Consider the following 23,962-nt stretch of genomic DNA (forward strand, 5'->3'; position numbering starts at 1 on the left):
TTTATCGCGCACTCGTCGTTTTCTTACGCCCTTTGCGCGGCGCCGGCGCTTTGTCTTGTTTGCCACTTTGCGCCGCGAGCCAGGCCCGCGTGTCGGCGAGGATTTCATCCGACAAGACGGGATCGTCGCTGGCACGCGCCAGGATAAGTGCACCGACCATCGTCGACCAATTGACGACGGCGGCGTTACGCTTCTGGGCCGCCGTGCGACCGGAAGCGATGCGGCTCAATCGCTCGATCTGCTGTTCGAGGGCCTGCGTCATCACGCTGCGCGCGCTGTCTTTTTGACGGATCGTGTCGGCGGCAAGCGCCGCCGTCGCGCAACCACAAGCGCGATCGTCGCGATGACCTGGCGACAGATAGCTGGCCGCATAGCCGGCAAGATCATCGGCGCGAATGGAGGAATTCGCCAGAGCCTCGGCGAGGGCTTGGGCGATGAGATCGTCCTTGGAGGTGAAATAGCCGTAGAAGCCGCCATGGGTCAGCCCAGCCGCCTGCATGATTTCGGCAACCGTCACGGCTTCAAAGCCCCGTTCCCGAAACAGCCGGCCGGCCGCGTCCAAAATCATCCGCCGGTTTTCCGCCACCTGTTCACGACTGACTTTCATTTTTCTCTCCGGCTTTCGCCCTGATCACCCCTTGACTCCAAACATGATCATTATCATGTTTAATTTATATGATGATCATCATCAATAAAGCAAGCAGGAGCTTATCCATGAGCCAGAAGCCAACCGTTCTAGTCACAGGTGCCTCGACGGGCCTGGGCGCCATTTATGCCGACCGTTTCGCCCGCCGCGGTCATGATCTCGTCCTGGTGGCTCGAGATGCCGCCCGTATGCAGGAGCTTGCCAAGCGCCTGCGCACTGAGGCCGGCGTCAAAATCGATATTCTGCAAGCCGATCTGACGAAGGATACCGATCTCGCCAAGGTCGAAACCCGCCTGCGCGACGACAAGCACATCGGCATACTCGTCAACAACGCGGGCGCCGCCGCGCACGGCAATTTCCTGCAGCAGACCGGCGATGAGCTGGCGAATCTGGTCGCTCTGAACGTGACCGCCCTCACCCGGCTCGCCAATGCAGTCGCACCGCGTTTCGCCCAGGCAGGCGAAGGCGCGATCATCAATATCACCTCGGTCGTCGCGCTCGCGCCGGAACTCGGCCTCACCGTCTATGGCGCGACCAAGGCGTTCGTATTGTTTCTCACCCAGGGTCTCCATCTCGAACTCGGCCCCAAGGGCGTTTACGTACAGGCCGTTCTGCCCGCCGCCACCCGCACCGAAATCTGGGAACGCTCCGGCCGCGATGTGAATACCCTCACCGGCGTCATGGAAGCAGATGAGCTGGTGGATGCGGCGTTGGTCGGTTTCGACCGCCGCGAACTCATCACGATCCCGCCGCTACCCAATGCCGATCAGTGGAATACCTTGGAAGCCGCCCGCCAAGCCATGCTGCCAAATCTCGCGCAAAGCCACGCCGCCGAACGCTACCGCGCCAAGGCGGCCTAAAGCGAACGGCTATCCCGCCACCGCCCGCGCAATCATCAATGCCCCTGCCCCGATGGCAAGGGCGCCGGTCGCGTGGGCGATGCGCATGCCCGCCGGCACGACGCGTTCAGCGGTAACGGCAGCTGTCACGGCCACCATTGTCCGCAGATCCATCATACCGAAGACAAGAAGAACCGTTGTCAGACCGGCGCAACTGCAACAGCAATGGCTGCCGAGCGATAAGCCCTGACGAAAAGCCGGCGCACTTCGCAGCACCTGACTACAATCGGCGAGAAAATGCACCTTCAAGACGCTGAATTGAAAGATACCTGCCAGCAGGACGGACACGCCAGCCGCAAATGGCATGAATTGCGCGAAGGCTGACAGTCGCATCGCGACCGCAACCAGTCCGGCGCCAACCATGAAGACTGTCAGTCCGAGGAAAGCCCAAACGGAAAAATACCCCAAGCACAGCAGAGCTAAATCAATGGCGTCCAGTTCTGCGTGCCACGATGTCCAAGCCAAAGACGGCAACATCATCGCCATCATCATGACGATCCACATGGCGACGAAGGACGCAGCCGCATCGAGCCACGTCTGCCCGCACATCGGTATCCACATCATCGACACAGCCCAATCGCCCGGCATGGGTATGACACCCATACCGGACATCGACGAGCACCAAACGACCATCAAAGCGACATTGGCGATAAACAGCAGCGCGAAGACAACAAGGAATATCCATCGCCACGACGGCGCGTCGCAGTCCTTGTCGTCAGGACGACGAACGAGGGCCATCGCGCCCTCAGACCGAGGCATATTCATCGTGGCGCCGCCACCATACACCCGGCTCGTTGCGCCCCTTGGGCGCACGATCAAGCCAAGAATACATGCCCCACACGCCATCAACGCCGCGCGCATAGGCGGAATAGGTGTGATAGACGACCTCGTCCTCCCGCACGAAAGCACTGAGGCCCGGCCGTTCGCGATGATAGGTCGGCACGTCGACGCCGCACATCGACGCGAACTGGGATTCGGCACCGCCGACATTACGCCAATCCCGTATCCCTTGCCGTCGATAGTTATATTCGACACCTTGCCGCTGCTGCTCCTCGGTGAAGGAGACGTCGAAATCGAAGTTGAAACTGGTGTCGGATGAGGAAGCCCAGGGAAACGTCCAGCCCATGCGCTGCTTATAGTCTTGCAGCTTGGCGAGCGGCGCCCGCGACACGGCCCAGAGCATCACGTCATGGTTGGCAAGATGCACCGCGATGCCATTGAATCCGTCGGCGATTGCCGAACAGGATGGGCAACCGGCTTTGTAATCGGGCCCGAACATAAAGTGATAGACGAGCAGTTGCGAGCGGCCCTGGAACAGATCCGCCAGCGAAGCACTGCCGGCCTCCGTCTCGAAGCGATAATCCTTGTCGAGGCGCACCCATGGCAATTCCTGCCGGCGCCGCGCGAGCTCATCGCCACGACGCGAAAACTCCTTCTCGGCTTCCAGCAAATCCACCCGCGCTTTCAGCCACTCTTGACGTGTTCCGGTTCTGCGTGTCGTCATCGCTGTCTCCTCTTGTCAGGAACCCTGCTGGCGCTTGAACCAGCATCCTGAAAGGGTGGTAGTCCCGAAGCGGCGACCGGTGGGAGTGACAAGTTTGGCGGGATTTCTGCGACAAGCGGGACTGGAACCTGAATGGACTCGCTGATCACGGCGGCGGCACGGGCTCTGGCCGCCGGCGATCCGCTTGGCGCGCTCAAACGCGTGGCGCTGCGCGAGGATGCCCCAGCTCTGGCACTGCGCGGCATCGCCATGGCGCAACTTGGCGACCTGCCCCGCGCCAAGGCGCTGGTGCGCCGGGCTGCCCGCGCCTTCGGCCAACGCGAGGCAATGGCCCGCGCCCGCTGCATCGTCGCCGAAGCGGAGATCGCGCTTGCCGCGCGCGATCTCTCCTGGCCGGTCAAGGCGCTCGATAGCGCGCACGCCACGCTTGAAGCGCATGACGATCCTATTAATGCCGCCCATGCGCGACTGCTGACCCTGCGCCGGCTGCTGCTCCTCGGCCGGCTGGACGAGGCCGAACGGGCGCTTAAAGATCTCGATCCTAAACCCTTGCAGCCGGCGCTGCGCGCCACCTATGAACTGGTCGCCGCCGGCATCGCCATGCGGCGGCTCAACACCAAAGCGGCCCGCACCGCCCTCGCCTCCGCCGAACAAGCAACGCGGCGAGCGCATATTCCGGCTTTAACGGCGGAGGTCGAAAGCGCTACGCGCCTGTTGAACGCGCCCGCTGCGCGATTGATCGCCGATGGCGAGGAACGCCCGCTCCTGCTCGACGATGTCGAAGCGCTCTTTGCCTCAAAAGCCTGTGTCGTCGATGCCTGCCGCCACGCGGTGCGCAGCGGCGACATCATCGTCTCGCTCGCCACGCGCCCGGTTCTTTTCGCACTTGTGCGCGCTCTGGCCCAAGCCTGGCCGGCGGATGTCTCGCGCGATGCACTCGTCGCCCAAGCTTTCCGCGCCAAGGAGGCCGATGAATCGCATCGCGCGCGCCTGCGTGTCGAGATCGGTCGGCTGCGGCGCCTGCTCAAACCGCTCGCCGATATCAACGCGACGGCAAGCGGTTTCAAATTACAGACACGACGTCACCTGAAGGTCGTCGTCCTGGCGCGGCCCGTCGAGGAAACCCATGCGGCCGTGCTGGCTTTCCTAGCCGATGGCGAATCCTGGTCGAGCTCCGCGCTTGCCTTGGCGCTCGGCGTCAGCCAGCGCAATGTACAGCGCGCGCTCGATGCGCTGGCCGCCACCGACAAAGTGCAATTCTTCGGGCGCGGCCGCGCCCGTCGCTGGCTCACGCCGCCTGTGCCCGGTTTCACGACAACCTTGTTACTCCCAGCCCCACTGCCAGGCGACTAAAACAGAAACCAGCGAAGGATTGGCCTTCGCCTCATCAACACAAGGGAGCTGGAGCTGATTCCGAAACGATTGGATGCAAACAGCCCAGGATCACGCATGAAAAGATCAGCCGCCGAAATCCTCCGCGAATACGGGCCTTTTCCCGGCTTCGACAAAGTGCATGGCGTATCGTTCGATGGCCGTCATGTCTGGATCGCCTTGGGCGATGCATTGAACGCACTCGATCCCGACAGTGGCAAGATGGTGCGCACGTTCGCCATTCCAGCCCATGCCGGCACCGCATTCGACGGCCGGCATCTGTATCAGATCGCCGAGAGCCACATTCAGAAGGTCGATCCGCAAACCGGCGAAGTGCTTGCCACCATCCCGGCGCCGGGCGGCGGGAACGACTCCGGCCTCACCTGGGCGGAAGGCTCGCTCTGGGTCGGCCAATATCGCGACCGCAAGATTCATGAGATCGATCCCGAGACCGGCGCCATCCGGCGCACAATCGAAACCAGCCGCTTCGTCACTGGCGTCACCTGGGTCGACAGCGAACTCTGGCACGGCACATGGGAGGGCGACGAATGCGCGCTATGCCGTATCGATCCCAAAAGTGGCAACATGATCGAGCAGATCGACCTGCCGGAAGGCATAGGCATGTCCGGCCTCGAATCCGACGGCGAGGGCCGCTTCTTCTGCGGTGGCGGCACCACCGGCAAGGTACGGGTCGTGCGTCGTCCACGTGCCGCGAAATAGCCGGGAGGTGGCCATGAACAAAAGCTATTCCGGCGGCTGCGCCTGCGGCGGGCTGCGCTATGAAACCCGCAGCGAACCGATCTTCCAGAACCACTGCCAATGCCACGATTGCCAGCAACGCAGCGGCACCGGCCATGGCTCCTATCTGACGTTTCCTGATCGCTCCGGCGTCACCATCACCGGGGAAGCTAAGACCTGGCGGATGACCGCCGACAGCGGCAACGACAAGTTCCAAGCCTTCTGTCCGACATGCGGCACGCCAGTTTATCTGACCTTCGCCGCCATGCCATTCGTGGCCATCAACGCGGCCAGCCTCGACGACGCAAGCCAGTTCAAGCCGCAGGCGGTCACCTACGCCGTCAGGGCCCAGGCCTGGGACAGGGTCGATCCCGCTTTGCAGGCTTTCGAACGCATGCCGCAAGGATGAATTGCAAAACGGCGGCGAGACAAAATCTCGCCGCCAAACTCGAGCAATCCGCCTGGGCAGTCACTGGGCAAGCTCCGGACATCCACCAGTCAGCCGACGCACCAGGATTAACGCGCATTAACCTAACGTCGTAAATACGTGACAATGCCAAAGCAGACCAAGCGCCCTCCTCACAATTAGAACAGCAATCGCAATGGGATATTAAGGGATTCCGGATCAGATGACGCAGGGGTGCGGCCAATCTCTTGATGTCAGTGTCGCCTTGCTCAGACTTTTGAGACCACCTGGCATGTCAGCCGGAACTGCTTGGCTCAACAAAACTCAATAAGCGTGATCCTCGCATGATGACTGTTCTTTCATGCATCACCGAAAGCCATAACGTCTGGCTGGTTCTCATTGCCGCCGCCATCTGCGTCGTCGGCTCCTGGGTGATGATCCGTCTGTTTCACCGCGCGGCCACCTCGAGCGGCAAGCAGAGGCTGGGTTGGCATGTCCTCACCGCCGTCTCGCTCGGCGCCACCATCTGGTGCACGCATTTCATCGCCATGCTCGGCTTCGATCCGGGCGTGCCCATCGGCTTCGATCCGGTCCTGACGATCGTCTCCTTGCTCGTCGCCATCATCGGCGGCGCCATCGGCCTCGTAGCCTCCACCAGCAACGTCGTCAGAGCCGCGCCGACTTTGGGCGGCGCCTTCATCGGCCTCGCCATCGTCGCCATGCACTATACCGGCATGATGGGCTATCGCGTTCAGGGCCTCGTTTCCTGGAACATGCCTTATCTGATCGTGTCCATCGTTCTGTCGGTCGTCTTCGCCAGCCTGGCACTGCGCGTCGCCATGAATAAGATCACGCCCAGCGGCCAGTTTCTCGCTGCCGGCATTCTGGTGGCCGCCATCGTCAGCCTGCATTTCACCGCGATGACGGCCTTTCAGGTCTATCCGCTGTTGATCGACGGCGATTATTCCAACCCCGATGCCATGCAGGCGCTGGCGCTCGCCATTGCCGGCGTCGCCATCGTCATTCTGGGCGCAGGCATCACCAGCTATTTCATCGACGACAGCCTGCGGGCTGAATCCTACGAACGCCTGCGCCAGATGGCCATGGTCGACAGCCTGACCAACCTGCCCAATCGCGTGAGTTTCAACACGAGGCTCGAACAGGAAATCGAACATATCGACAGCAGCGGCGGCAAACTGGCACTCGTCGGCATCGACCTCAACCGCTTCAAGGACATCAACGACCAGCGCGGCCACAGCACTGGCGATCAGGTGCTTAAGATTCTCGGCCAGCGGATGAACGAGCTGTTGCGCGAGGGCGAATTCGTTGCCCGGCTCGGCGGCGATGAATTCGCCGCCGTGCAGCGCATCCGCAACGACGGCACCCTCACCCATTTCCTCGCCCGGTTGCAGACGGCTCTGTTCGAGGCCATTTCCATTGACGGCTATCAAGTGGTCACCGGTGCCAGCATCGGCGTCGCGCTTTATCCCGACAATGCAGCCAATCAGGCGGCGCTGATCAACAATGCCGATCTCGCCATGTATCGCGCCAAGGCCGATCTCGGCAAAGTGATCTGCTTCTACGACCAGTCGATGGACGAAACCGCCCGCGCGCGGCGCGCCCTGGCCGACGATCTGCACAAGGCGATCAAGACCGGCCAACTCAGTCTCCACTACCAGGTGCAGACCTCGATCCCCACTGGCCAGATCCTCGGCTTCGAGGCGCTGGCCCGTTGGAAACACCCGAAGCGCGGCGACATTTCGCCGGCCGAATTCATTCCAATCGCCGAGGACAACGGTCTCATCCTGCAGATCGGCGAGTGGGTGCTGCGCACCGCCTGCACCCAGGCCGCCACCTGGGCCCAGCCTTATAAGATCGCGGTCAACATTTCGCCCGCCCAATTCACCCATGCCGATCTGCCGAAACTGGTGGCCGACGTGCTCGCCGAAACCGGCCTAGCACCCGACCGCCTCGAACTGGAGCTGACCGAGTCGACCATCTTCGCCGACAAGGAGCGCGCACTGCGCATGCTGCACCAGATCAAGGCCCTCGGCGTCGCCATGGCGCTCGACGATTTCGGCACCGGCTATTCTTCCCTCGACACGCTGCGCACCTTCACCTTCGACAAGATCAAACTCGACCGCTCCTTTGTCAGCGAAGTCGAGTCGAGCCCGCAGGCCCGGGCCATCGTCCGCGCCGTCATGGCGCTCGGCAAAAGCCTCGACATTTCGGTGCTCGCCGAAGGTATCGAAACCGACGGCCAGCTCGCGCTGCTCTCCAACGAAGGCTGCGATGAAGCACAAGGCTATCTGCTCGGCCGTCCCGCGCCCCTCGCCGATCTCGTCGCCAAGGGCCAGCTCACGCTGATCACGCCGGAAGCGTTGAAAGAGGTGGCCGCGAAGATGAAAGCGGCAGATAAAGCCGCCACGAACGTAGCGATCGGCTCGGCGGCTTGAGACGATCATCCAAACCCGGCGCGTCCTTGACGGTCAGCCTGCCAGCCGATCGATCAAGGCCAGCATGGTTCGGAAATCCGGCATGGGCGTCGACGAGTCGATGTGCGGCAGGATGCGGTCGCCGATCAGTTGATTGTCCAACTCACCGGACGTGCCGAGTGGACCACGGAAACCGTGAATGTTCCAGGCGATCTCCTGGGCCCGAGGGGTCATCAGCGCTTCGATCAAGACTTCGGCCTTCTCGTCCACGGCGATCAGCGGATGCGCGGAAAAAACGGTCGGCTGCGGGTAGAGGATGACGGGTTTCGCGGGCGCCGTCGCATCGAGCCGCCGCCAGCGTGCGGCATCCTCCAACACCCATTCGATCAACTGGTTTTCATAGCCGACCACCAAAGGCTGAGCGCCAGGACCGCCGGCGAGGTAATCTTCGAACATCTTGCCCGAAGAACTCGGTTTATAACCCATGCAGGCGAATATGGTTTCGACTTGGCTTCCGACCTTGCCAAGAGAAGTCAAAGTCGCGACTTCGCCACCCAAGAGATTGGCCGCGAGGCCGGCGAACATGAAACCGGAATTGGATCGATTGGGATTCGTCGAAAGGAGGCGCGCGCTGCCATAGAGATCGGACACGCCGATGCTCGACCAGCTTTTGTTCTGGAGAACTGCGTCGAGCAGTTTGGCGAGGTCGAGACGAAAACGGGCTGGGCCATCAGCCTGCGCAAAACCCGCCGAGACCAATCCCTTTGCGATTCTATCCCAGGAGTAGACGACAATAGGCGAATTGAGGATCACCTGGTCGCGCGCGATCTTCACGCCGCTGGAACGGGCGAGGTCCACCAGGACCGATGATGAAGGCCAGAGAAATTGCGGCTTCTGAGCCAGCAGCGCCGCCTCGCGTGCCATCTCGATACTGCCAGACGATCGAGGCCTTCGAGATCGGCAATGAACTCGATCTCCATTGCAACAATGCCAACAGCCCGACGAGCGCCGAATGGGCCAAGCATCACTGGCAATGGTTCTTGAGCCCTATGCAGGTACAGACCTTCGTCAACGGCTACGGCCCGTTCCTCGCCACGGCGGCCGCCGCTATTCGCAGCGCTTTTCCGCAGGCTCAGATCATTACCTACGGCAATTCCCTGCCCGCCGCGACGCCGCTCATCGCGGCGTTGGCGGAGGCGCGCGATGTCAATGGCAAGAGCATCGACTATACCCAATGGGTCGACGGCTATGGCACCCATCTCTATCCCGTGGCCGACACGACGTTCGACATGATCGCGGACGCCACCGGCATGCTGCGCAACGCCGCCGCGCATTTCCCGCATCTCGACAAAAAAACCTTCTGGATCACCGAATGGAATCCGTCGAGTTCGAGCTGGTGGAACGGTAAGCGCCGGTACTTTCAATATGACGCGCAGGGCCAGAGCGCCGGCGATCTCAACAAGGCCGACGCGCGCGGCCGCACGCCAGCCATGAACCGCGCCGGCGCCATCCAAGCCTTCAATCGCGACGTGGTGGCGACACTGCGCACGGCGCAGAAGCCCGTGAACATCAGCCACGTCTTCTTTTACGCCTACGACAGCGCCGGCCCGTCGCCGAAATGCAGCGGCGTAAAATATAGCTGGGCCAAGAACGGCCAAGCGCTGCAAAACCTCTGCGTCGACGGTGTGATCGATCCCACAACCGGTGCTCTCCTGGCCGATGTCGCGGCGGCGGTGGCGGGCACCGGCGCGAAATAGAACGCCAGAAGGCAGCGCCGGTCCGGCTCGATCTCCGCTCCCGAAATGCAGAGGAAATGCGCCTTGCATGGGGTTGTTCCTCAGTTTCGCCCGCCACCCCTCCCCAGCCCCTGCTGGAGAAGATCATGAGGGTGGCGATCGCCCCGCCGGCGCTTCATGCCGCAGGTTCGTCCTCGCCGAGAAAATACGAAGGAAGGGTGGCGATTTTTTGTTCTTGATTTGTTCTATTCATTTCTGAGCAGCCAGGGCCCGGCAAGCAGCCCGCCATAGCAGCAACCTGCTCCCCACCCGGCCTCACTGCATCGAGCGGCAGCTGCACCCGCTCGACGGTCGGCCCCTGCCCGGCAGCCGCCGCCGTTGCCATGACCTACCGAAATTCTTCTCATTCGTAGACTTCGACCGTCTGCATCATGCCCATCTCCTCATGGTTCATCATGTGGCAATGGACCATGAAGATGCCGGTAAAATCGACAAAGCGCGAGCGCAACACGACCTCGCCACTTTTGCGCTCGACGATCACCGTATCGCGCCATTGCGGCACGGCGAGCGGCTTGCCGTTGATCGACACCACTTCGAACGGGTTGGTGTGGATGTGAAAGACATGATCGTCATGCTCATGCGTATTGACAATCGTCCACTCCTCGACCGCACTGAGCTTGACCCGATGATCGATGCGGCGCGGATCGAACTTCTTGCCATCTATGAAGAATTCGAATTCCTGCCAATGGCCGGCGGCATCCGCCTCCGGCGCTGTGGCTGAAAAGGTCACCGTGCGACGGTTGGTGATTTCGGAAGCCTTGATGCTTTCCAACGGCTGTTTCGGCAAGGCACCCGGCAGTTTCATGGTCATCGGCGCGCCCGAGACCACCACCCGGGCGAGAGACCCCGTCGGCGAAGGATGACCCTGATCGTAAGGCATGGCCTCCAGCGCATAAGTGCCAGCGGGACCGGCCTGCACCAAAACATCGGCGCGCTGGCCCGGCGCGATCAGCAATTGCTTGAGGGGTTGCACCGCGCCCAGTTGAATGCCGTCATAAGCGATCACATGCAGGTCGTGCTTTTCCAGATCGAGCAGCATGTCGTCTTGATAGCCCGCGTTGAGAATACGCCAGCGCTGCACTTCGCCAGGCCGCATGGCAATCGTCGGCCGCCGTTGTCCGTTAATCGCCAGAAAGCGTGTCGCGGTTTCTGGAAACAGCGTCTCGAAATTCTCGATCATGCCATGCGCGTCGTGCACCACCTGGGTCATCACCAGCAGGCGTTCTTGGGCCGCCGATATCTCCGGCACATCGGCGAAATCGCCCTCGATGATGAGAGCGCCAACCATGCCACTCGACATCTGCACATCGGCGCTGCCATGGTGGTGCGGGTGATACCAATAGGTGCCCTTGGTGTGATCCTTCGGCACTTTGATTTCGATGTCGTAGCTATAGCCCGGCGCCATAGATCGCATGACATTGTCGGCGATGCCGCTCGGGCTGACATGGCCGCCATGAAAGTGGAAATTGGTGTTGTTGAACTGATGCGGCCGGCTCATGTCGGCTGGCATCGCATCGCGATTCGGCGGCAAATCGTTGATCAGCTTGATGCGCAAGGTTTCGCCGGGCTTCATGCGCAAGGTCGGCCCCGGACTGCCGCCCTCATAAGACCTCACATAAAGCCTGACGCCGCCAATGTGCCGATAGGCATAAGCAACGCGCAAGGTCGTGCTCAGCACCCCATTGACGGAGCGGCGCACCTGCGGCTCAACCAGCGGCTGATCCAAGGTGCGCACCACTGTATCCGCCACCCGGCCCAGCGCCGGCGACATGTCCATTTGCCCTCGAGTGCCATGGTCGGCGTGACCGGCGTGTTGCGCACGGGCCACGCCGGCCGTCAGCAACAGTGCACCGGCCCCGACACTGCCCTTGAGCCATTGGCGCCGTGACAGCTTATTGATGCGCGCAGCGATGGCGACGGCATCGTATTCGTTCGAATTTCCCAGCACAGCATCCCCCACACCCGATCCCTCATCCCTATACCGCGCGGGTAAATTCAGCATGAAAGCGGCGGAGAGCCGCCGCCACCGACACCGGAATTCTCGAACGTAACGTGCGCGTCAGTCGCCCGAGAAGGACAGCCCCGCGAGAAGCGGCGCGTAGGCGGCGAGCCTGCCGGAGACGAACTCCGTGAAGAGCCGCACGCGTTTCGTCTTGCGGCTCTCCCCCTGGGTGAGAAGCCAGAGCGTTCCATACATGTGCAGCTCGGTGCCCGGCACCCGCACCAATAGAGGGTCGGCGTCGCCGACGAAGCACGGCAGCGTCGTGATCCCGAGCCCTTGCCTTATGGCAACGATCTGCGCCTCGGCGTCCGTGACCCTGAACGGAACCCCCGTGGTGCGGACATCACCCGCGCTGGCCCAATCGGGAATGCCATGCATGCTGATGACGATCCACCGGATGGGATCAGGCGCGCCCGCACGCCACGCGACGAGCCGGTCGCGGGACATGTAGACACCGCCGAACAGCTCCGGTCCTTTCAGGCCGTGCAGATTGAGCGGCAGGGTTTTGCGGTCGTAGACGACGCGGATCGCCACGTCGGCCTCGCGGTTGGTCAGATTGACCAGCTCGCCCGACGACAAAATGTCCATCTCGATGTCGGGATGCAGCCGCGCGAACTCGGCGAAATCAGGCATCAGCAGATGGGTCGCGAGCGGCGGCGCCAGTGTCACCCGCAGAAGCCCGCGCACGCCCTGGTCGCGGCCGAAGACGCGCGTCTCCAGCTGGTGTGACGAGGCTTCCATCTGCTCCGCGAGTTCGAGGACCTCCTCGCCGGCGGCCGTCAGGCGGTAGCCCGAAGGCAGCTTTTCGAACATCTGCGCCCCGAGCCGTTCCTCCAGTTGGGCGATCCGTCGGAGCACGGTCGAGTGGTTCACCCCCAGGCGTTCGGCGGCAGCCCGCACCGAGCCTGCGCGCGCGACGGCAAGAAAATAGCGAACGTCGTCCCAGTCAATCATGCCAGTCGATCATGGTGCAATCCGGCACCGCATGGCGCGCCTGCCAAAGCCTGTTTCTATCACATCGAATAGCAGTACGGCGATCGTCGCAGCTCGGGCCGGATCGATTTCGCACCACCGCTGTGCGCGCTTCCACACTCCACGCCCGACACCGGCGGACCCATCTCGCAGTTCTCGGGCCGCCCCGAAGGCCGGCAAATCAATATCAACACGGATCGGAGAAACATGATGAGCACCGCCATTATCGGCTTCGGCAAGGTCGGCCAGGCCCTCGCCCACGCCTTTGCCCGCAAGAACATCGAGGTCACAGTCGCAAGTCGCCAGCCGGCCGAGGCGTTGGCGCCGCAGGCGCGGGCGATCGGCCCCACGGTCACAGCCAAACCGCTGCGGGATGCGCTTGCGGCCGACACGATTATCCTGGCGGTGCCGTTCGGCGAGCATCGCGAGATTGCGAAGGCCCTGCCGAGTTGGAAAGGCAAGACGATCATCGACGCGATGAATTCGCTGGCGCCCCTTGAGGAACAGGACGGCCTGCTGTCCTCTGCCTTCGTCGCGAAAGCGTTCACCGGCGCCAGGCTCGTGAAAGGCTTCAATCACCTAATCGCAGCCACCCTCGCGGCCGATCCGATCGTCGAGGGCGGCCACCGCGTCGTCTTTCTGTCTTCTGACGACGAGGACGCGGTCGCCCCCGTGGCGACCCTCGCCAAACAACTCGGCTTCGCCCCCATCAAGCTCGGAAAGCTCGACGAGGGTGGCGCATTGATACACGCCCGCGGCCGCATCTGGGGCCCGCTCATCTTCCAGGATGTGTTCAAGAAGGAGCCGTGATCGCCCTTCCTTAAAACACCCCCTGCGGCTGCAGGCCCAATTGCTGCGTGCCGTAAAGCGCCGACAGCGCGTCCCAGTCGAGACTGGCGTGCTGGGCGGCGACGGTGGCATCGCGCCAAAAACGCTGAACGCGGTTCTTCTCGTCGGCCGCCGAGGCGCCCGACTTGGTGAAAATGTCGCTCGCCACCTCGGCTGCGGTGCGGCCGGCAAATCCATGGTTGCGGCGGATGCGCACGCGCTGCTCGATCTCGAGCGTCCCGCCGCGCCTGACCACCTCCTGGCCCTCCGTGAGGCTGGTCACCATTAATGTACGTGCGGCGTCGAGGCGCGCGGCGCAGCGGCCGATCAGGCTCTGGGTCATCGGCTGGTCGGCGACCTTCTCGAACACGCCGGGCCGCGTCATCCGCTTGGCGTCACGCGCATTCTCTGTGAAGGCATCGAGCGCGCCTTGCGCCATGCCGACGATGGGCGCGACCAGAGCGGTCGGGCCAAAGGTCGGATAGCCGAAGCGCGCCTGCGCATTGTCGGGCACGGCAAGGCCCGGCACCTGGCCGGAGAAGACGACGCTCAGCGGCAGCACGCGGTGCTGCGGCACAAACACCGGCTCGGTGATGTGTACGGTCTTCGACCCCGTACCGCGCAGGCCGCTGACATTCCAACTCTCGTGATCGATGGTGACGTCGCCGATGGGCACGAGGCACCAGGCGATGGCCGGCGGCCCCTCCCGGTTCGGGATCAAGGCGGCCAGGATGAGCCAGGCGGCGCTGTCGACGCTGCTCGCCCAGGGCCAACTGCCCGAAACCCTGAGGCCGCCGTCAACCACTTCGACCGTCGGCGAAGGCGTGTAGGAGACGGCGAGCAGATTGTCGGCGTTGTCCCAGACCTCCTGCTGCGCTTCGAGCGGAAAGAAGGCGGTCATCCAGCCGAAGCACACCGCGAGCGTGCCGCACCAGCCGGTGCTGCCGCAGGTGCGGCCGAGCTCGAAGCCGATCTGCGCCAGCTCGGCGGGACCATATTCGTAGCCGCCGAAGCGCTTGGGCTGCATGGTACGAAATACGTTTGCGTCGCGCAGCGCCTCCATGGTCTCCGCCGGAACGCGCTTGGCTTTCTCCGTGCTCAACGCCCGCGCGTCGATCTCCGGCGCGAGCTTTCGGATGCGGGCGATGATGTCGGAAAAGTCAGGCCGCGTGGCCAGCGGCTGAACGGCGACGACGCGTGTCGCTTCCTGTTGCATGTCGGCTCCCTCCCAAAAGCGTAACGTCCGTTACGGTACGTAGTGTGCCATCTTCGAAAATTTTTACAATGGCGATTATGCGCGGGAGATTTTTCGCATCGCGGAGCGCGGGCGCGCGCGACTGCACCGGCCGCAACGACCGGGCTTGCAGCGCTGCAACGATCGATTTTTCAGGCAGATATAAGCGGTGCGACAGGCCGCGCTTTAGGCAGCGCTCAGGCGCTTTTCGCCCGCGGCGCTTTCGCTTTTGCCGACGCCGCCCGTGTTCCGGCTTCCGTTGCGCAGCCGCCGATAAAAACCGAAACGGCAAGCTCGACCGTCTGATCGATCCGCTTGGCCCGGTCCTTCTGGCTGGCGGCGGCGGTGAGCCAGCTCAGCATCTGTTCGCCGATCAGCATGTCGTGAAACAAGATGGCCAGGCGGCGCGCATCCGCATCGGCGCGGATATTACCCTTCGCCTGATGCAGCGCGATCCACTGCGCGAAGATGCGATACATCGTCTCCGGGCCGGTCTGATAGAACAGCCGGCCAACCTCCGGAAAGGCCCGCCCGATCGACGTCACCAGCCGATGAAAGGCCATGATTTGCGGCGTCAGCACGATGGCGACGAAGGAGCGGGCCAGGCGCGTCGCCTGCTCCTCCAGCGTCCCCTCGGGACGTGTATCGATGTGAATGGTGACGTCGGAACAGAGCTGGCGCACGACGGCTTCGAACAGTTGCGCCTTGTTGCCGAAATTCGAATAGATGGTTTCCTTCGAGCCGCCGACGACCGCGATGATTTCGTTGATGGACACGCTGTCATAGCCGCGCTCCAAAAACAGCTTTGCGGCGGAGCGTACGATTTTCTCGCGCTTGATCTCGGTGCGTGTGCGCGTGCCAGCACCGCGCCGAGTGCTAGGCGCCGCAGGCCGCGCCGTTGATTTCTTACGTGATTCCATAGCCCAAGCTAAGCCAGCTCATCGCTCGAGGCCAGCGCAAAACTTTTAGCTGGCCACCCAGCGGCATTTACCGTAACGTTCGTTACGGTACATAAATCCAGGGAGGCTACCCATGATCGAAGTGTCGAAACGTATCCCGGTCAACGCGCCTGGCCACCCCACCCTGACGCGCGGCGACGTCTGGCAGGGCCTTGTCCTGAAGGCCAACAATGCCCTGCCCTTCGTGCCGGCGATGACCCATTGCAAGGTGCTCACCCGTGAAGACGACAATGTCTTCGTGCGCGAGATCGAGTTTCGCGGCGAGCGCTGCCGCGAGCGCATCACCATGACGCCGCAACGGCAGGTGGAATTCGTGCGGCTCGACGGCTCGGTGCTGGGCACCATTCTCAACCTCATCGAAGAGGACGACGATGGCCTCGGCCTGCGCTTCAGCTTCAAGTTGCAGCTTGCCGGCGTTGCCGACGGCAGCGCGGAAGAAATCGCCTACGGCAAAATCGTCGAGCAGGATTATCTGAAGGCCGTCGATGCGACGCTCGCCGCGATCCGCAAAGCCAAGACCGCCCGCGACACGCTGATCAAGCGCTATTACGACGCGGTCGACGCGATGGATCTCGAAACCTTCAAGTCCCTGCACAGCCAGAGCGCGCGGATGACCTTCGCGAATTTCCCGGCCGCCGTTGGCCCCGACCAAATCGCCGGCGCCATCGGCCAGTTCTGGTCGACCATCGGCGGCCTCAAACACACCTTCCTCAACCGCTGGGACCACCCGGATGAATCCATCCTCGAAGCGGCCGTGACCTACACCCGCCAGGACGGCCAGACCCTGACGCTACCCAGCGTCGCCATCCTGAAGCCGGACGGAGATAAGGTGGGCGAACTGCGGGTGTTCATGGATGTCGCGCCGATCTATGCGGAGCAGGAGAGGCAGAGGGTGCCGGTTTGATAAGGGCTGTGCACGCTGGGCGAATGTGATCGCCCAGCTCAAAGAAGGTCTTTCCAGGGCGCTATGGCTTCGACGCTTGAGGCGGCGGCGCCGCCTGCACAGGCGCCAAACGTGGCGGGAAGCCGTCCTTGAGCCAGCTCACGGTCAAGCTGACCACGACTGCCAATGCAATTACCGCGATGACGCGATAATAGGTCTGTTCCTTTTCAGCGGCATGAATGCGGTCGCCGAGCACCTTCTCAACGTCCTTTATCTTCTTGGACAGACTCGCGAAGGATTGCAGTTCGCCAGCAACGGAGGTTACCACTTCGGGATCGATACCCCTATGGATTGCGCCGTCTTTCTTTAAGGCAGTCTCGCAGTCGAGGCTCGCATACCAGATCAGGAAAATCGCCTGTCCGCGTTTAAGGTGGATGGGCACAGGACCGGCATTGAGGACCGCGAACGTCAACTGTCCGCGATAACCAGGATCGACGTGAAAGCCAGAGACGTTGAGCAAGCCGCGGAACTTAGTCTTCGCGCGGATCGAGATGAAGGCCAAGGCATCCGCAGGGACCGAGACGACTTCCTCGGTCAGCAGAAAGGCAAGCTGGCCAGGCGGAATGGTGAAAGCCTCTCCGTCGTTGAGCTTGCGGACCGTGACTGTGGTCGGATCAACGGTCTGATCGTTCGGCGAGACATAGACTTCCGATCCAACTGATAGCGTATAGGCGGCGCAATCCACTCGGTCGTCCGCGAACGGGTCGATTAGTGTCTTGAGCCGCTCGCCCAGCGTTTCCCCGCTCCAAAACATCGCCAATGGTTTGGTCATCGCCAATTTACCCTGCCCTTTAGCCCTGAGCTACGTCATTGCTGTTCGAAACGATGTTCAATGCAATTTGTCGGTGAAAAACTAGCAATTATCCACCGATTCTACCTCGGCCCCGCAAGAATCAAGTAAACATTCCGCATCGTATGCTAAACTTTTTGCTGTTTGCGACCGCGACCGCAGAATCACAGAAAAGACAGCTGATGCGCCTAATTGCGAACGACCGAGAGAATCGGACACTCGACCTTTTCGGCCAAGCGTCGATCATGCCGAAGCTTCCTGAGCCTCGTGCTCAACGATATATCATGATAGCTGGCAAGCGAATTAAGATTACACCAGTTTTTGAAGCCTACTGGTACTTCGCAGCTGAACGCCAAAAGATTTTCTTCCGCCGATTGCGAAGATTAAACGGCCCTCATCTGACCGAAGACCCGATCCTCGCCTCCTATCGATTTACTAACAGCTACCGCGCATCAGATCGCGTGAGCCAGTATTTAATTAGCGAAGTGATATACGGGCCAGCCGCATCTAGTGATTCAGACAATTTATTTTTCCGCATTTTGCTTTTCAAGCTTTTCAATAAGATCGAAACATGGGAGGCAATTGAAAAAGCTTTCGGCACCATCAACCTTGATAGCTTTGATTTCGAGTTAGCCGGTGCCCTCCTCTCGAAACGCCAAAATTCCGGCATGCGGAACTATTCAGCCGCTTATATCATGCCGTCCTGCGCAAGCATGTTTGACGAGCAAGCCAAACATATGGGGCACTTAAAACTTCTCCAATGGATGCTAGCTCAGAATTATCCAGCCCGTCTGAAAGACTGCCGCAACATGGAAGACGCTTTTGCACTACTGCGTAGCGTCCCATCCATTGGCGCGTTTCTAGCTTATCAGTTTGTCACCGATCTAAATTATAGCCCACTGACTAATTTTTCCGAGATGGAATTCGTTATGGCTGGGCCAGGGGCTCTCGATGGCATTTCTAAGTGCTTCGATGGTCTCGACGACGTGACACCGGCTGATGTAATCAAGCACATGGCTGAACATCAAGAGCAATATCTAAATGAAATCGTTGGCACGTTTGACGATCTTTGGGGACGACCGCTTCAGCTCATCGACTGCCAGAACGTCTTTTGCGAGATTTCAAAATATTCTCGAGTGGCTTATCCTGCCATTGGTGGCCTATCGGGACGCACTCGGATTAAGCAAAAGTACCGCCTTACCGGCTCAATAAGCACGCCATTTTATCCCCCAGATTGGGGGCTCAATCAAAGAATATCGGAAGACATAGAATCTTCCTAGATTATTGGCTCAGATATATGCACTTAATACCATCTCACGGTCATGCATGCGAAAGCAGATGCATTGAAAAGTTTTAGGCGAGACTAAGCCTTGGCAGAATAACGCATGCGGATCATCTTTAGCCGCAAGGGCTTCGACACAGGATCAGGAGGTGCTCCCTCACCGATCATCAATGGCAAACCGATTTCGCTGCCTATCCCGACGAAGGGACGCTCCACCACAACTTATCGCGATCTCGGACTCGGAGATATGGTCGAACGGGTGACACGCGGGAAGATAGATGCTGACCATCTCTGCCACGAGGATCCAATGTTCTTCGACGGCTATTGCCTGTTCGGGCAGTGCGATGCCGCTCAATCGCACCTCAAACGTCAAGGTGTAGATATAGGGGATGTATTCCTCTTCTTCGGCTTGTTCGCCGATCGATATTTCCGTGATCGCCATCATCGTCTCTATGGCTACATGCGGGTAGATCAAATGATCGAAGGCGACGAACTTCACTCTGAGCACAGACTTATTAAAAAGGCACTACGACCGCACCCTCACACAATCGGCAACTGGAATACAACGAACTGCATATATGCGGGGCCAGGCAAACGCGCCCAAACTGCAGATCCGCTACTACGTCTTACAACAGAAGGTGGGCCTCTTCAGTTATGGGATGTTCCTGCATGGCTGGCCAAAACGGGATTGAGCTATCACAACCGAAAGGATCGCTGGCTCCCCGGTAATCAGCTACAGATTGTATCTCGCGGACAAGAATTCGTCACCAATATTGGCGAGAGAAGAAAACCGCGAAGATGGTTAGAAGATATTATGAAAGCGATAGAGCGATAGGACCATCACCAATACCGGCGAGCGACACTTCATCGTATGCCATAGTGAATGGCTCGTAAGGTGCAATCCAAGCGTATGTGAATCTTGGTGTTGGGTGCCGAAACTACAACGAACATCCATTAAACTTCAGTATCATAATCGATATTATTGTCCTCAGGGAAATTTCTGAATGAAATTTTTTTGCCAACCATATCTACAGCAATGATACCACCATTCGCATCTCGAAGCTTGTGGTAGCAATCATAACCCTCACGGATCGCACTCTCCCAATCCTGCTTCGGATTGCCATAGACTTCATGGCCCTTACAAAGTTCGTGAAGACGACGCAGAAATTCAAAACTGAGTGCATTAGGATATGCGTAAGGTGACCCTTGAATTGATATTCCAGCTTCCTGGAAAAAGGTCTCAAATAATTCGGCCTGAAGGTGGACCTCCAAGATGACCGCCTCTTCGAGGATTTTGGCCCTACCGCCATCTTCTATTTCATCAAGCTTTGGAGAAGACTTTCTTTTCAGCTTCATGAACGCTCGAAGGTTTGGAGACCATCCCAGAAAAACCGCAAACGACACATGCATAACATCGTGAAATCTATAGCCGTCGCCTTTATGATCATTATCTGTCAGAGGCGCACCCAGTTTTGCCTTGCAACTCCCATTTTCAACCCAAAACATTTCGGTCTGCGCTTTACCGTTATCGCGGAAATGAACTTCGAACTTATCTGGAAAACGCTCTCCGTCTATCTTACTATCATGTCTAGGACCGGGCTCATTTGCGGGGTTACGAAACTTTGCTTTTTCCTGTGTCAGCGCAATGATCTTCGAAAGCTTTAAATCATAGACACTCGCAAGCGCGGAGAGATGCCATATTATTTCTCCTAGCGCATCGACAGGATCCTTTGGGCGAACCTCATGATTGAGGGCCATCTCCATATTCGGCAAGAAATCTCGGCTAATCTGTGCTGCTAGTTGTTGGAGAACGGCTGCACAGACATTGCGGAGCTCGTCGCCTTCCGTTCGCCTAGTGATGAATGCGGTGCTCTGGTATAGATCGATCGGCTGATTGGAATGCTCAAGATAGACGCTTGCAGCCGCAAGAAATGCGTCTCGCTTTTCCGTTCCTAATTCTTCTTGAACCCGCTTATCGTTACGCGCCCGGCCGCTCAATTGCCTGTGCAGCATTTCAATGTCGGATTTAAAAATATTGGCAGCACGCGGATCATCCAGGCATTGCGCAAGCATCACCGCATACCAGATTGAATCGCCCAGCTGTTCTTTCAGTTCGCCCCTGATCAAATACCAACCAGCGTCATCCCGTTTAGGTTTGGATAAAATGTCCTTCTTCAGAGCTGAAAGAACAGAACCAATCTCAGAGACAAGCCCCAGTGTCGCGATGCGTTCGCGTTGATCGTTCGCCATGGACACGGAGACGTCGCTCTGACTGACAAATGCATAAAGATCAGACACCCTCATGATTGGTTATCCATTGAAGTAACGCGGATTGTCCCAGTCGGCAGGGTCTTCTACGATTGGCCGAGGATTATTTATATCAATGAGCTCGTGCAGCTCGGCCAATAGCTGCTCATTTTTTGGACATTTTTGCCCACGAGGATTTGGAAACAAGCTCATAAGATGAGCGGGCACTTCAGGCCCTGATTTTCCCCAGTAAGAGAAACTTTTGCCTAGCAAGACCCGGTCTACCTTCGTATCTGTATTGACATGGCCGCCGTTGCGCTGACTAGCGCCTGGCAAATAGTGCATTGAGGTTTCAAAATACCAATCGTTGTTGCCGGATTCATGCCTATAGGTACGGTCGCCGACCATACGTAGTTTGGGACCTGGGATCTGAGGCCTCTTATTAACAAATCGATCGTCGTGCCAATATTGATCAAACGTCAGCGTTTCATCGACGCGCATCCAATAGATAACGCGCGGATGATAGCGTCCCAAGCCTCGCTTTCCTGATCCGGCGATGCCGACAATAATGTCGCCTAGGTTCGCATACTTCCGAATCTGGGGCATGCAGCAAGCAAGCGTACACCAGCCAAAGAACGGATTAGGAGCAAAGCCAAGGTCATGATCCAGACGATACGTCCGAGTGACCAAGCTACGCTCCTAGCATTTAACTTGACTAGCATTCGGCCTACTAACTGGCGTGCCAGCCCCGCTTCGCGGCTCGTCGGCCTTGCCCGATATGCAGACCTTCAACTGCTCAGCAGACCAACCGCACTGAGTACCGTATTTTTTCGCAATCGGATGAAGATCTTCATAGGGAAAACTTTTACCAAACAGGACAACAACTCGTCCGCCTGCCTGTCCGCTATATCGGCCCGCTTCCTCCAATTCGAGAAGATCGGACGTTCCCGTATCGACGGGAATAATGACGGAAGCGTCGCTAATCTCGACGCATTTATCGACTTCGCCAGGTAGCAGGAATATTACCAATGAAGGGTCAATTCCCATCTCACCTAGAAGACCAAGAATTTCTTCTTTGGTTATCTTACACGCCGGATGGAGCACGACAAACACGCGCCCATTTTTGCCAACTATAACGTCATACCCCTCCGCCATAGGTATACCCTTCCATGCGAGCTTTTTAATAAAGCTTTACATAGGAATATAACCTCGATTCCAACAATAACAATAATCGCTACTTAAAATTATTGGAGTTGCCGTCGATCTTAAAGTCCCCCCCCCTCACTCCCACTCAATCGTCCCCGGCGGCTTGCTCGTCACGTCATAGACCACCCGGTTAATCCCCTTCACCTCATTAATAATCCGCGTGGCACACCGGCCCAGCACGTTCATGTCGAACGGGAAGAAATCCGCCGTCATGCCGTCGACGGATGTCACGGCGCGTAGCGCGCAGACGTGGTCATACGTCCGCCCGTCGCCCATCACGCCGACGGTGCGCACAGGCAGCAGCACGGCGAAGGCCTGCCAGATATTGTCGTAGAGGCCGCTTTTGCGGATTTCGTCGAGATAGATCGCGTCGGCCTTGCGGAGGATGTCGAGCTTCTCTCTGGTGATCGCGCCGGGGATGCGGATGGCGAGGCCGGGGCCTGGGAAGGGGTGGCGGTCGACGAAGGCTTTGGTCAGGCCAAGCTCGCGGCCGAGCGCGCGCACTTCGTCCTTGAAGAGTTCGCGCAAGGGTTCGACCAGCTTCATGTTCATGCGTTCGGGCAGGCCGCCGACATTGTGGTGGCTCTTGATCGTCACCGAGGGGCCGCCGGTGAAGGAGACGCTTTCGATCACGTCCGGATAGAGCGTGCCTTGCGCCAGAAATTGCGGCGCGCCGCGCCCGTCGGCGGCGATCTTCTTGGCTTCCGCGTCGAACACGTCGATGAACAATTTGCCGATGGTCTTGCGCTTCACTTCCGGATCGGTGACGCCGTCGAGCGCGCCAAGGAACATGGCGCTCGCGTCCACATGGACGAGCGGGATGTTGTAATGGTCGCGGAACAGGCTCACCACCTGCTCGGCCTCGCCCTGGCGCATCAGACCATGGTCGACGAAGACGCAGGTGAGCCGGTCGCCGATCGCTTCATGGATCAGCACGGCGGCGACCGAAGAGTCGACACCGCCCGAGAGACCGCAGAGCACCCGGCCCTCGCCCACTTGCGCGCGGATCGATTTCACCGCTTCGCCGCGGAAGGCGGCCATGGTCCAGTCGCTCTTCAGCCCGGCGATCTTATGGACGAAGTTGGCGATCAGTTTTGCGCCGTCGGGGGTGTGCACCACCTCCGGGTGGAACATGGTGGTGTAGATGCGGCGCTTCTCGTCGGTGGCGATGGCGAAGGGCGCGTTCTCGCTGACGGCCTTGACGGAGAAACCTTCCGGTAACCGCGTCACGCGATCGCCGTGGCTCATCCACACCGGGTAGCGGCCGCCGACATCCCACAATCCATCGAACAGCGCGCTCTTTTCCTTGATCTCGATATCGGCCCGGCCGAACTCGGCCGCGTGCCCGCCTTCCACCACACCGCCAAGCTGCACGGCGGTGGTCTGCTGGCCATAGCAGATGGAGAGGATCGGAATGCCGGCGTCGAAAACCGCCTGGGGCGCCCGGGGCGAGCCCTCGTCGGTCACCGAGCACGGCCCGCCCGAGAGGATAACCGCCTTTGGATTCAGCTCCTTGAAAGCGGCTTCGGCATTCTGGAACGGCGCCAGCTCGCAATAAACCCCGGCCTCGCGGACGCGGCGGGCGATGAGCTGCGTCACCTGCGAGCCGAAGTCGATGATCAGCACTTTGTCGTGGTTGGCGATGATGTCTGTATGGGCGGCGGTCATGAAATTTCGGGTCTCCGGCTAAGGAAATCGATTACG

General features: G+C 59.7%; 23 protein-coding genes. 10 read left to right on the forward strand and 13 right to left on the reverse strand.

Going from position 1 to position 23,962, the window contains the following annotated elements; translation table 11 throughout:
- Position 1: 1 nt before the first annotated feature.
- On the reverse strand, positions 2 to 607 hold the full coding sequence (locus OIM99_RS15935; protein WP_311851416.1) for a helix-turn-helix domain-containing protein: 606 nt from the start codon (positions 605 to 607) through the stop codon (positions 2 to 4).
- Positions 608 to 714: 107 nt separating this feature from the next.
- Between OIM99_RS15935 and OIM99_RS15940 the strand changes: the two genes are divergently transcribed.
- Positions 715 to 1,506, forward strand: coding sequence for an SDR family oxidoreductase (locus tag OIM99_RS15940; RefSeq protein WP_311851417.1), 792 nt, complete (start codon positions 715 to 717; stop codon positions 1,504 to 1,506).
- 9 nt (positions 1,507 to 1,515) lie between these two features.
- Here OIM99_RS15940 and OIM99_RS15945 read toward each other — a convergent pair whose 3' ends face one another.
- Together OIM99_RS15945 and OIM99_RS15950 are read right to left on the reverse strand one after the other, a co-directional pair.
- Complete coding sequence (locus OIM99_RS15945) at positions 1,516 to 2,283, reverse strand: DUF2182 domain-containing protein (protein WP_311851418.1); 768 nt, start codon at positions 2,281 to 2,283, stop codon at positions 1,516 to 1,518.
- Positions 2,284 to 2,290: 7 nt separating this feature from the next.
- On the reverse strand, positions 2,291 to 3,049 hold the full coding sequence (locus OIM99_RS15950) for a DUF899 domain-containing protein (RefSeq protein ID WP_311851419.1): 759 nt from the start codon (positions 3,047 to 3,049) through the stop codon (positions 2,291 to 2,293).
- A 132-nt stretch (positions 3,050 to 3,181) separates the two neighbouring features.
- Here OIM99_RS15950 and OIM99_RS15955 point away from each other — a divergent pair, with 132 nt between their 5' ends.
- The 4 genes from OIM99_RS15955 to OIM99_RS15970 all read left to right on the forward strand — a co-directional run bounded on the left by OIM99_RS15955 (position 3,182) and on the right by OIM99_RS15970 (position 8,020).
- Positions 3,182 to 4,402, forward strand: coding sequence for a helix-turn-helix domain-containing protein (locus tag OIM99_RS15955; RefSeq protein ID WP_311851420.1), 1,221 nt, complete (start codon positions 3,182 to 3,184; stop codon positions 4,400 to 4,402).
- 96 nt (positions 4,403 to 4,498) lie between these two features.
- Positions 4,499 to 5,140 carry a DUF5074 domain-containing protein gene (locus tag OIM99_RS15960; protein ID WP_311851421.1) on the forward strand — a complete coding sequence of 214 codons (642 nt, stop codon included), beginning with the start codon at positions 4,499 to 4,501 and terminating at the stop codon, positions 5,138 to 5,140.
- Positions 5,141 to 5,153: 13 nt separating this feature from the next.
- Positions 5,154 to 5,567, forward strand: coding sequence for a GFA family protein (locus OIM99_RS15965; RefSeq protein ID WP_311851422.1), 414 nt, complete (start codon positions 5,154 to 5,156; stop codon positions 5,565 to 5,567).
- A 341-nt stretch (positions 5,568 to 5,908) separates the two neighbouring features.
- Entirely contained in the window at positions 5,909 to 8,020 is a 2,112-nt protein-coding gene (locus OIM99_RS15970; RefSeq protein WP_311851423.1) for an EAL domain-containing protein, read from the forward strand.
- A gap of 33 nt (positions 8,021 to 8,053) precedes the next feature.
- On the opposite strand, the gene OIM99_RS15975 is transcribed toward OIM99_RS15970, so the two are convergent.
- On the reverse strand, positions 8,054 to 8,923 hold the full coding sequence (locus OIM99_RS15975; protein WP_311851424.1) for a hypothetical protein: 870 nt from the start codon (positions 8,921 to 8,923) through the stop codon (positions 8,054 to 8,056).
- On the opposite strand from OIM99_RS15975, the gene OIM99_RS15980 reads away from it, so the two are divergent.
- Positions 8,917 to 9,756 carry a hypothetical protein gene (locus OIM99_RS15980; RefSeq protein ID WP_311851425.1) on the forward strand — a complete coding sequence of 280 codons (840 nt, stop codon included), beginning with the start codon at positions 8,917 to 8,919 and terminating at the stop codon, positions 9,754 to 9,756. The genes OIM99_RS15975 and OIM99_RS15980 overlap by 7 nt on opposite strands.
- Before the next feature lie 382 nt (positions 9,757 to 10,138).
- Here the strand turns inward: OIM99_RS15980 and OIM99_RS15985 are convergent, their stop codons facing one another.
- Positions 10,139 to 11,743: a multicopper oxidase family protein gene (locus OIM99_RS15985; RefSeq protein ID WP_311851426.1), complete on the reverse strand. Its 1,605-nt coding sequence runs from the start codon at positions 11,741 to 11,743 to the stop codon at positions 10,139 to 10,141.
- A gap of 111 nt (positions 11,744 to 11,854) precedes the next feature.
- Positions 11,855 to 12,751: a LysR family transcriptional regulator gene (locus OIM99_RS15990; protein WP_311851427.1), complete on the reverse strand. Its 897-nt coding sequence runs from the start codon at positions 12,749 to 12,751 to the stop codon at positions 11,855 to 11,857.
- A gap of 228 nt (positions 12,752 to 12,979) precedes the next feature.
- Between OIM99_RS15990 and OIM99_RS15995 the strand changes: the two genes are divergently transcribed.
- Positions 12,980 to 13,579 carry an NADPH-dependent F420 reductase gene (locus OIM99_RS15995; protein WP_409371521.1) on the forward strand — a complete coding sequence of 200 codons (600 nt, stop codon included), beginning with the start codon at positions 12,980 to 12,982 and terminating at the stop codon, positions 13,577 to 13,579.
- Between the two features lie 10 nt (positions 13,580 to 13,589).
- Here OIM99_RS15995 and OIM99_RS16000 read toward each other — a convergent pair whose 3' ends face one another.
- A complete protein-coding gene (locus tag OIM99_RS16000; protein WP_311851429.1) occupies positions 13,590 to 14,813 on the reverse strand; it encodes an acyl-CoA dehydrogenase family protein in 1,224 nt (407 codons plus the stop codon).
- A 215-nt stretch (positions 14,814 to 15,028) separates the two neighbouring features.
- Complete coding sequence (locus OIM99_RS16005) at positions 15,029 to 15,751, reverse strand: TetR/AcrR family transcriptional regulator (RefSeq protein ID WP_311851430.1); 723 nt, start codon at positions 15,749 to 15,751, stop codon at positions 15,029 to 15,031.
- A gap of 112 nt (positions 15,752 to 15,863) precedes the next feature.
- Between OIM99_RS16005 and OIM99_RS16010 the strand changes: the two genes are divergently transcribed.
- Positions 15,864 to 16,694: an AtaL-like protein gene (locus tag OIM99_RS16010; protein ID WP_311851431.1), complete on the forward strand. Its 831-nt coding sequence runs from the start codon at positions 15,864 to 15,866 to the stop codon at positions 16,692 to 16,694.
- A gap of 61 nt (positions 16,695 to 16,755) precedes the next feature.
- Here the strand turns inward: OIM99_RS16010 and OIM99_RS16015 are convergent, their stop codons facing one another.
- Positions 16,756 to 17,505 (reverse strand): dCTP deaminase domain-containing protein, encoded by a 750-nt coding sequence (locus OIM99_RS16015; RefSeq protein WP_311851432.1) that lies wholly within the window; start codon positions 17,503 to 17,505, stop codon positions 16,756 to 16,758.
- Positions 17,506 to 17,768: 263 nt separating this feature from the next.
- Here OIM99_RS16015 and OIM99_RS16020 point away from each other — a divergent pair, with 263 nt between their 5' ends.
- The gene (locus OIM99_RS16020) at positions 17,769 to 18,803 is read left to right on the forward strand and encodes a nucleotide kinase domain-containing protein (RefSeq protein WP_311851433.1); all 1,035 of its coding nucleotides are present in this window, start codon (positions 17,769 to 17,771) and stop codon (positions 18,801 to 18,803) included.
- A gap of 105 nt (positions 18,804 to 18,908) precedes the next feature.
- Entirely contained in the window at positions 18,909 to 19,640 is a 732-nt protein-coding gene (locus OIM99_RS16025) for a hypothetical protein (protein ID WP_311851434.1), read from the forward strand.
- A gap of 119 nt (positions 19,641 to 19,759) precedes the next feature.
- On the opposite strand, the gene OIM99_RS16030 is transcribed toward OIM99_RS16025, so the two are convergent.
- The 4 genes from OIM99_RS16030 to guaA all read right to left on the reverse strand — a co-directional run bounded on the left by OIM99_RS16030 (position 19,760) and on the right by guaA (position 23,926).
- Positions 19,760 to 21,109: a hypothetical protein gene (locus OIM99_RS16030; protein WP_311851435.1), complete on the reverse strand. Its 1,350-nt coding sequence runs from the start codon at positions 21,107 to 21,109 to the stop codon at positions 19,760 to 19,762.
- Between the two features lie 6 nt (positions 21,110 to 21,115).
- Entirely contained in the window at positions 21,116 to 21,742 is a 627-nt protein-coding gene (locus tag OIM99_RS16035) for a hypothetical protein (RefSeq protein ID WP_311851436.1), read from the reverse strand.
- Positions 21,743 to 21,751: 9 nt separating this feature from the next.
- Positions 21,752 to 22,207, reverse strand: coding sequence for a hypothetical protein (locus tag OIM99_RS16040; protein ID WP_311851437.1), 456 nt, complete (start codon positions 22,205 to 22,207; stop codon positions 21,752 to 21,754).
- 126 nt (positions 22,208 to 22,333) lie between these two features.
- Positions 22,334 to 23,926: a glutamine-hydrolyzing GMP synthase gene (guaA, locus tag OIM99_RS16045; protein ID WP_311851438.1), complete on the reverse strand. Its 1,593-nt coding sequence runs from the start codon at positions 23,924 to 23,926 to the stop codon at positions 22,334 to 22,336.
- Positions 23,927 to 23,962: the final 36 nt, after the last annotated feature.

The organism is Methylocella sp. CPCC 101449, from assembly GCF_031921685.1.
In the GTDB taxonomy this organism is placed as follows: Bacteria; Pseudomonadota; Alphaproteobacteria; order Rhizobiales; family Beijerinckiaceae; genus Terripilifer.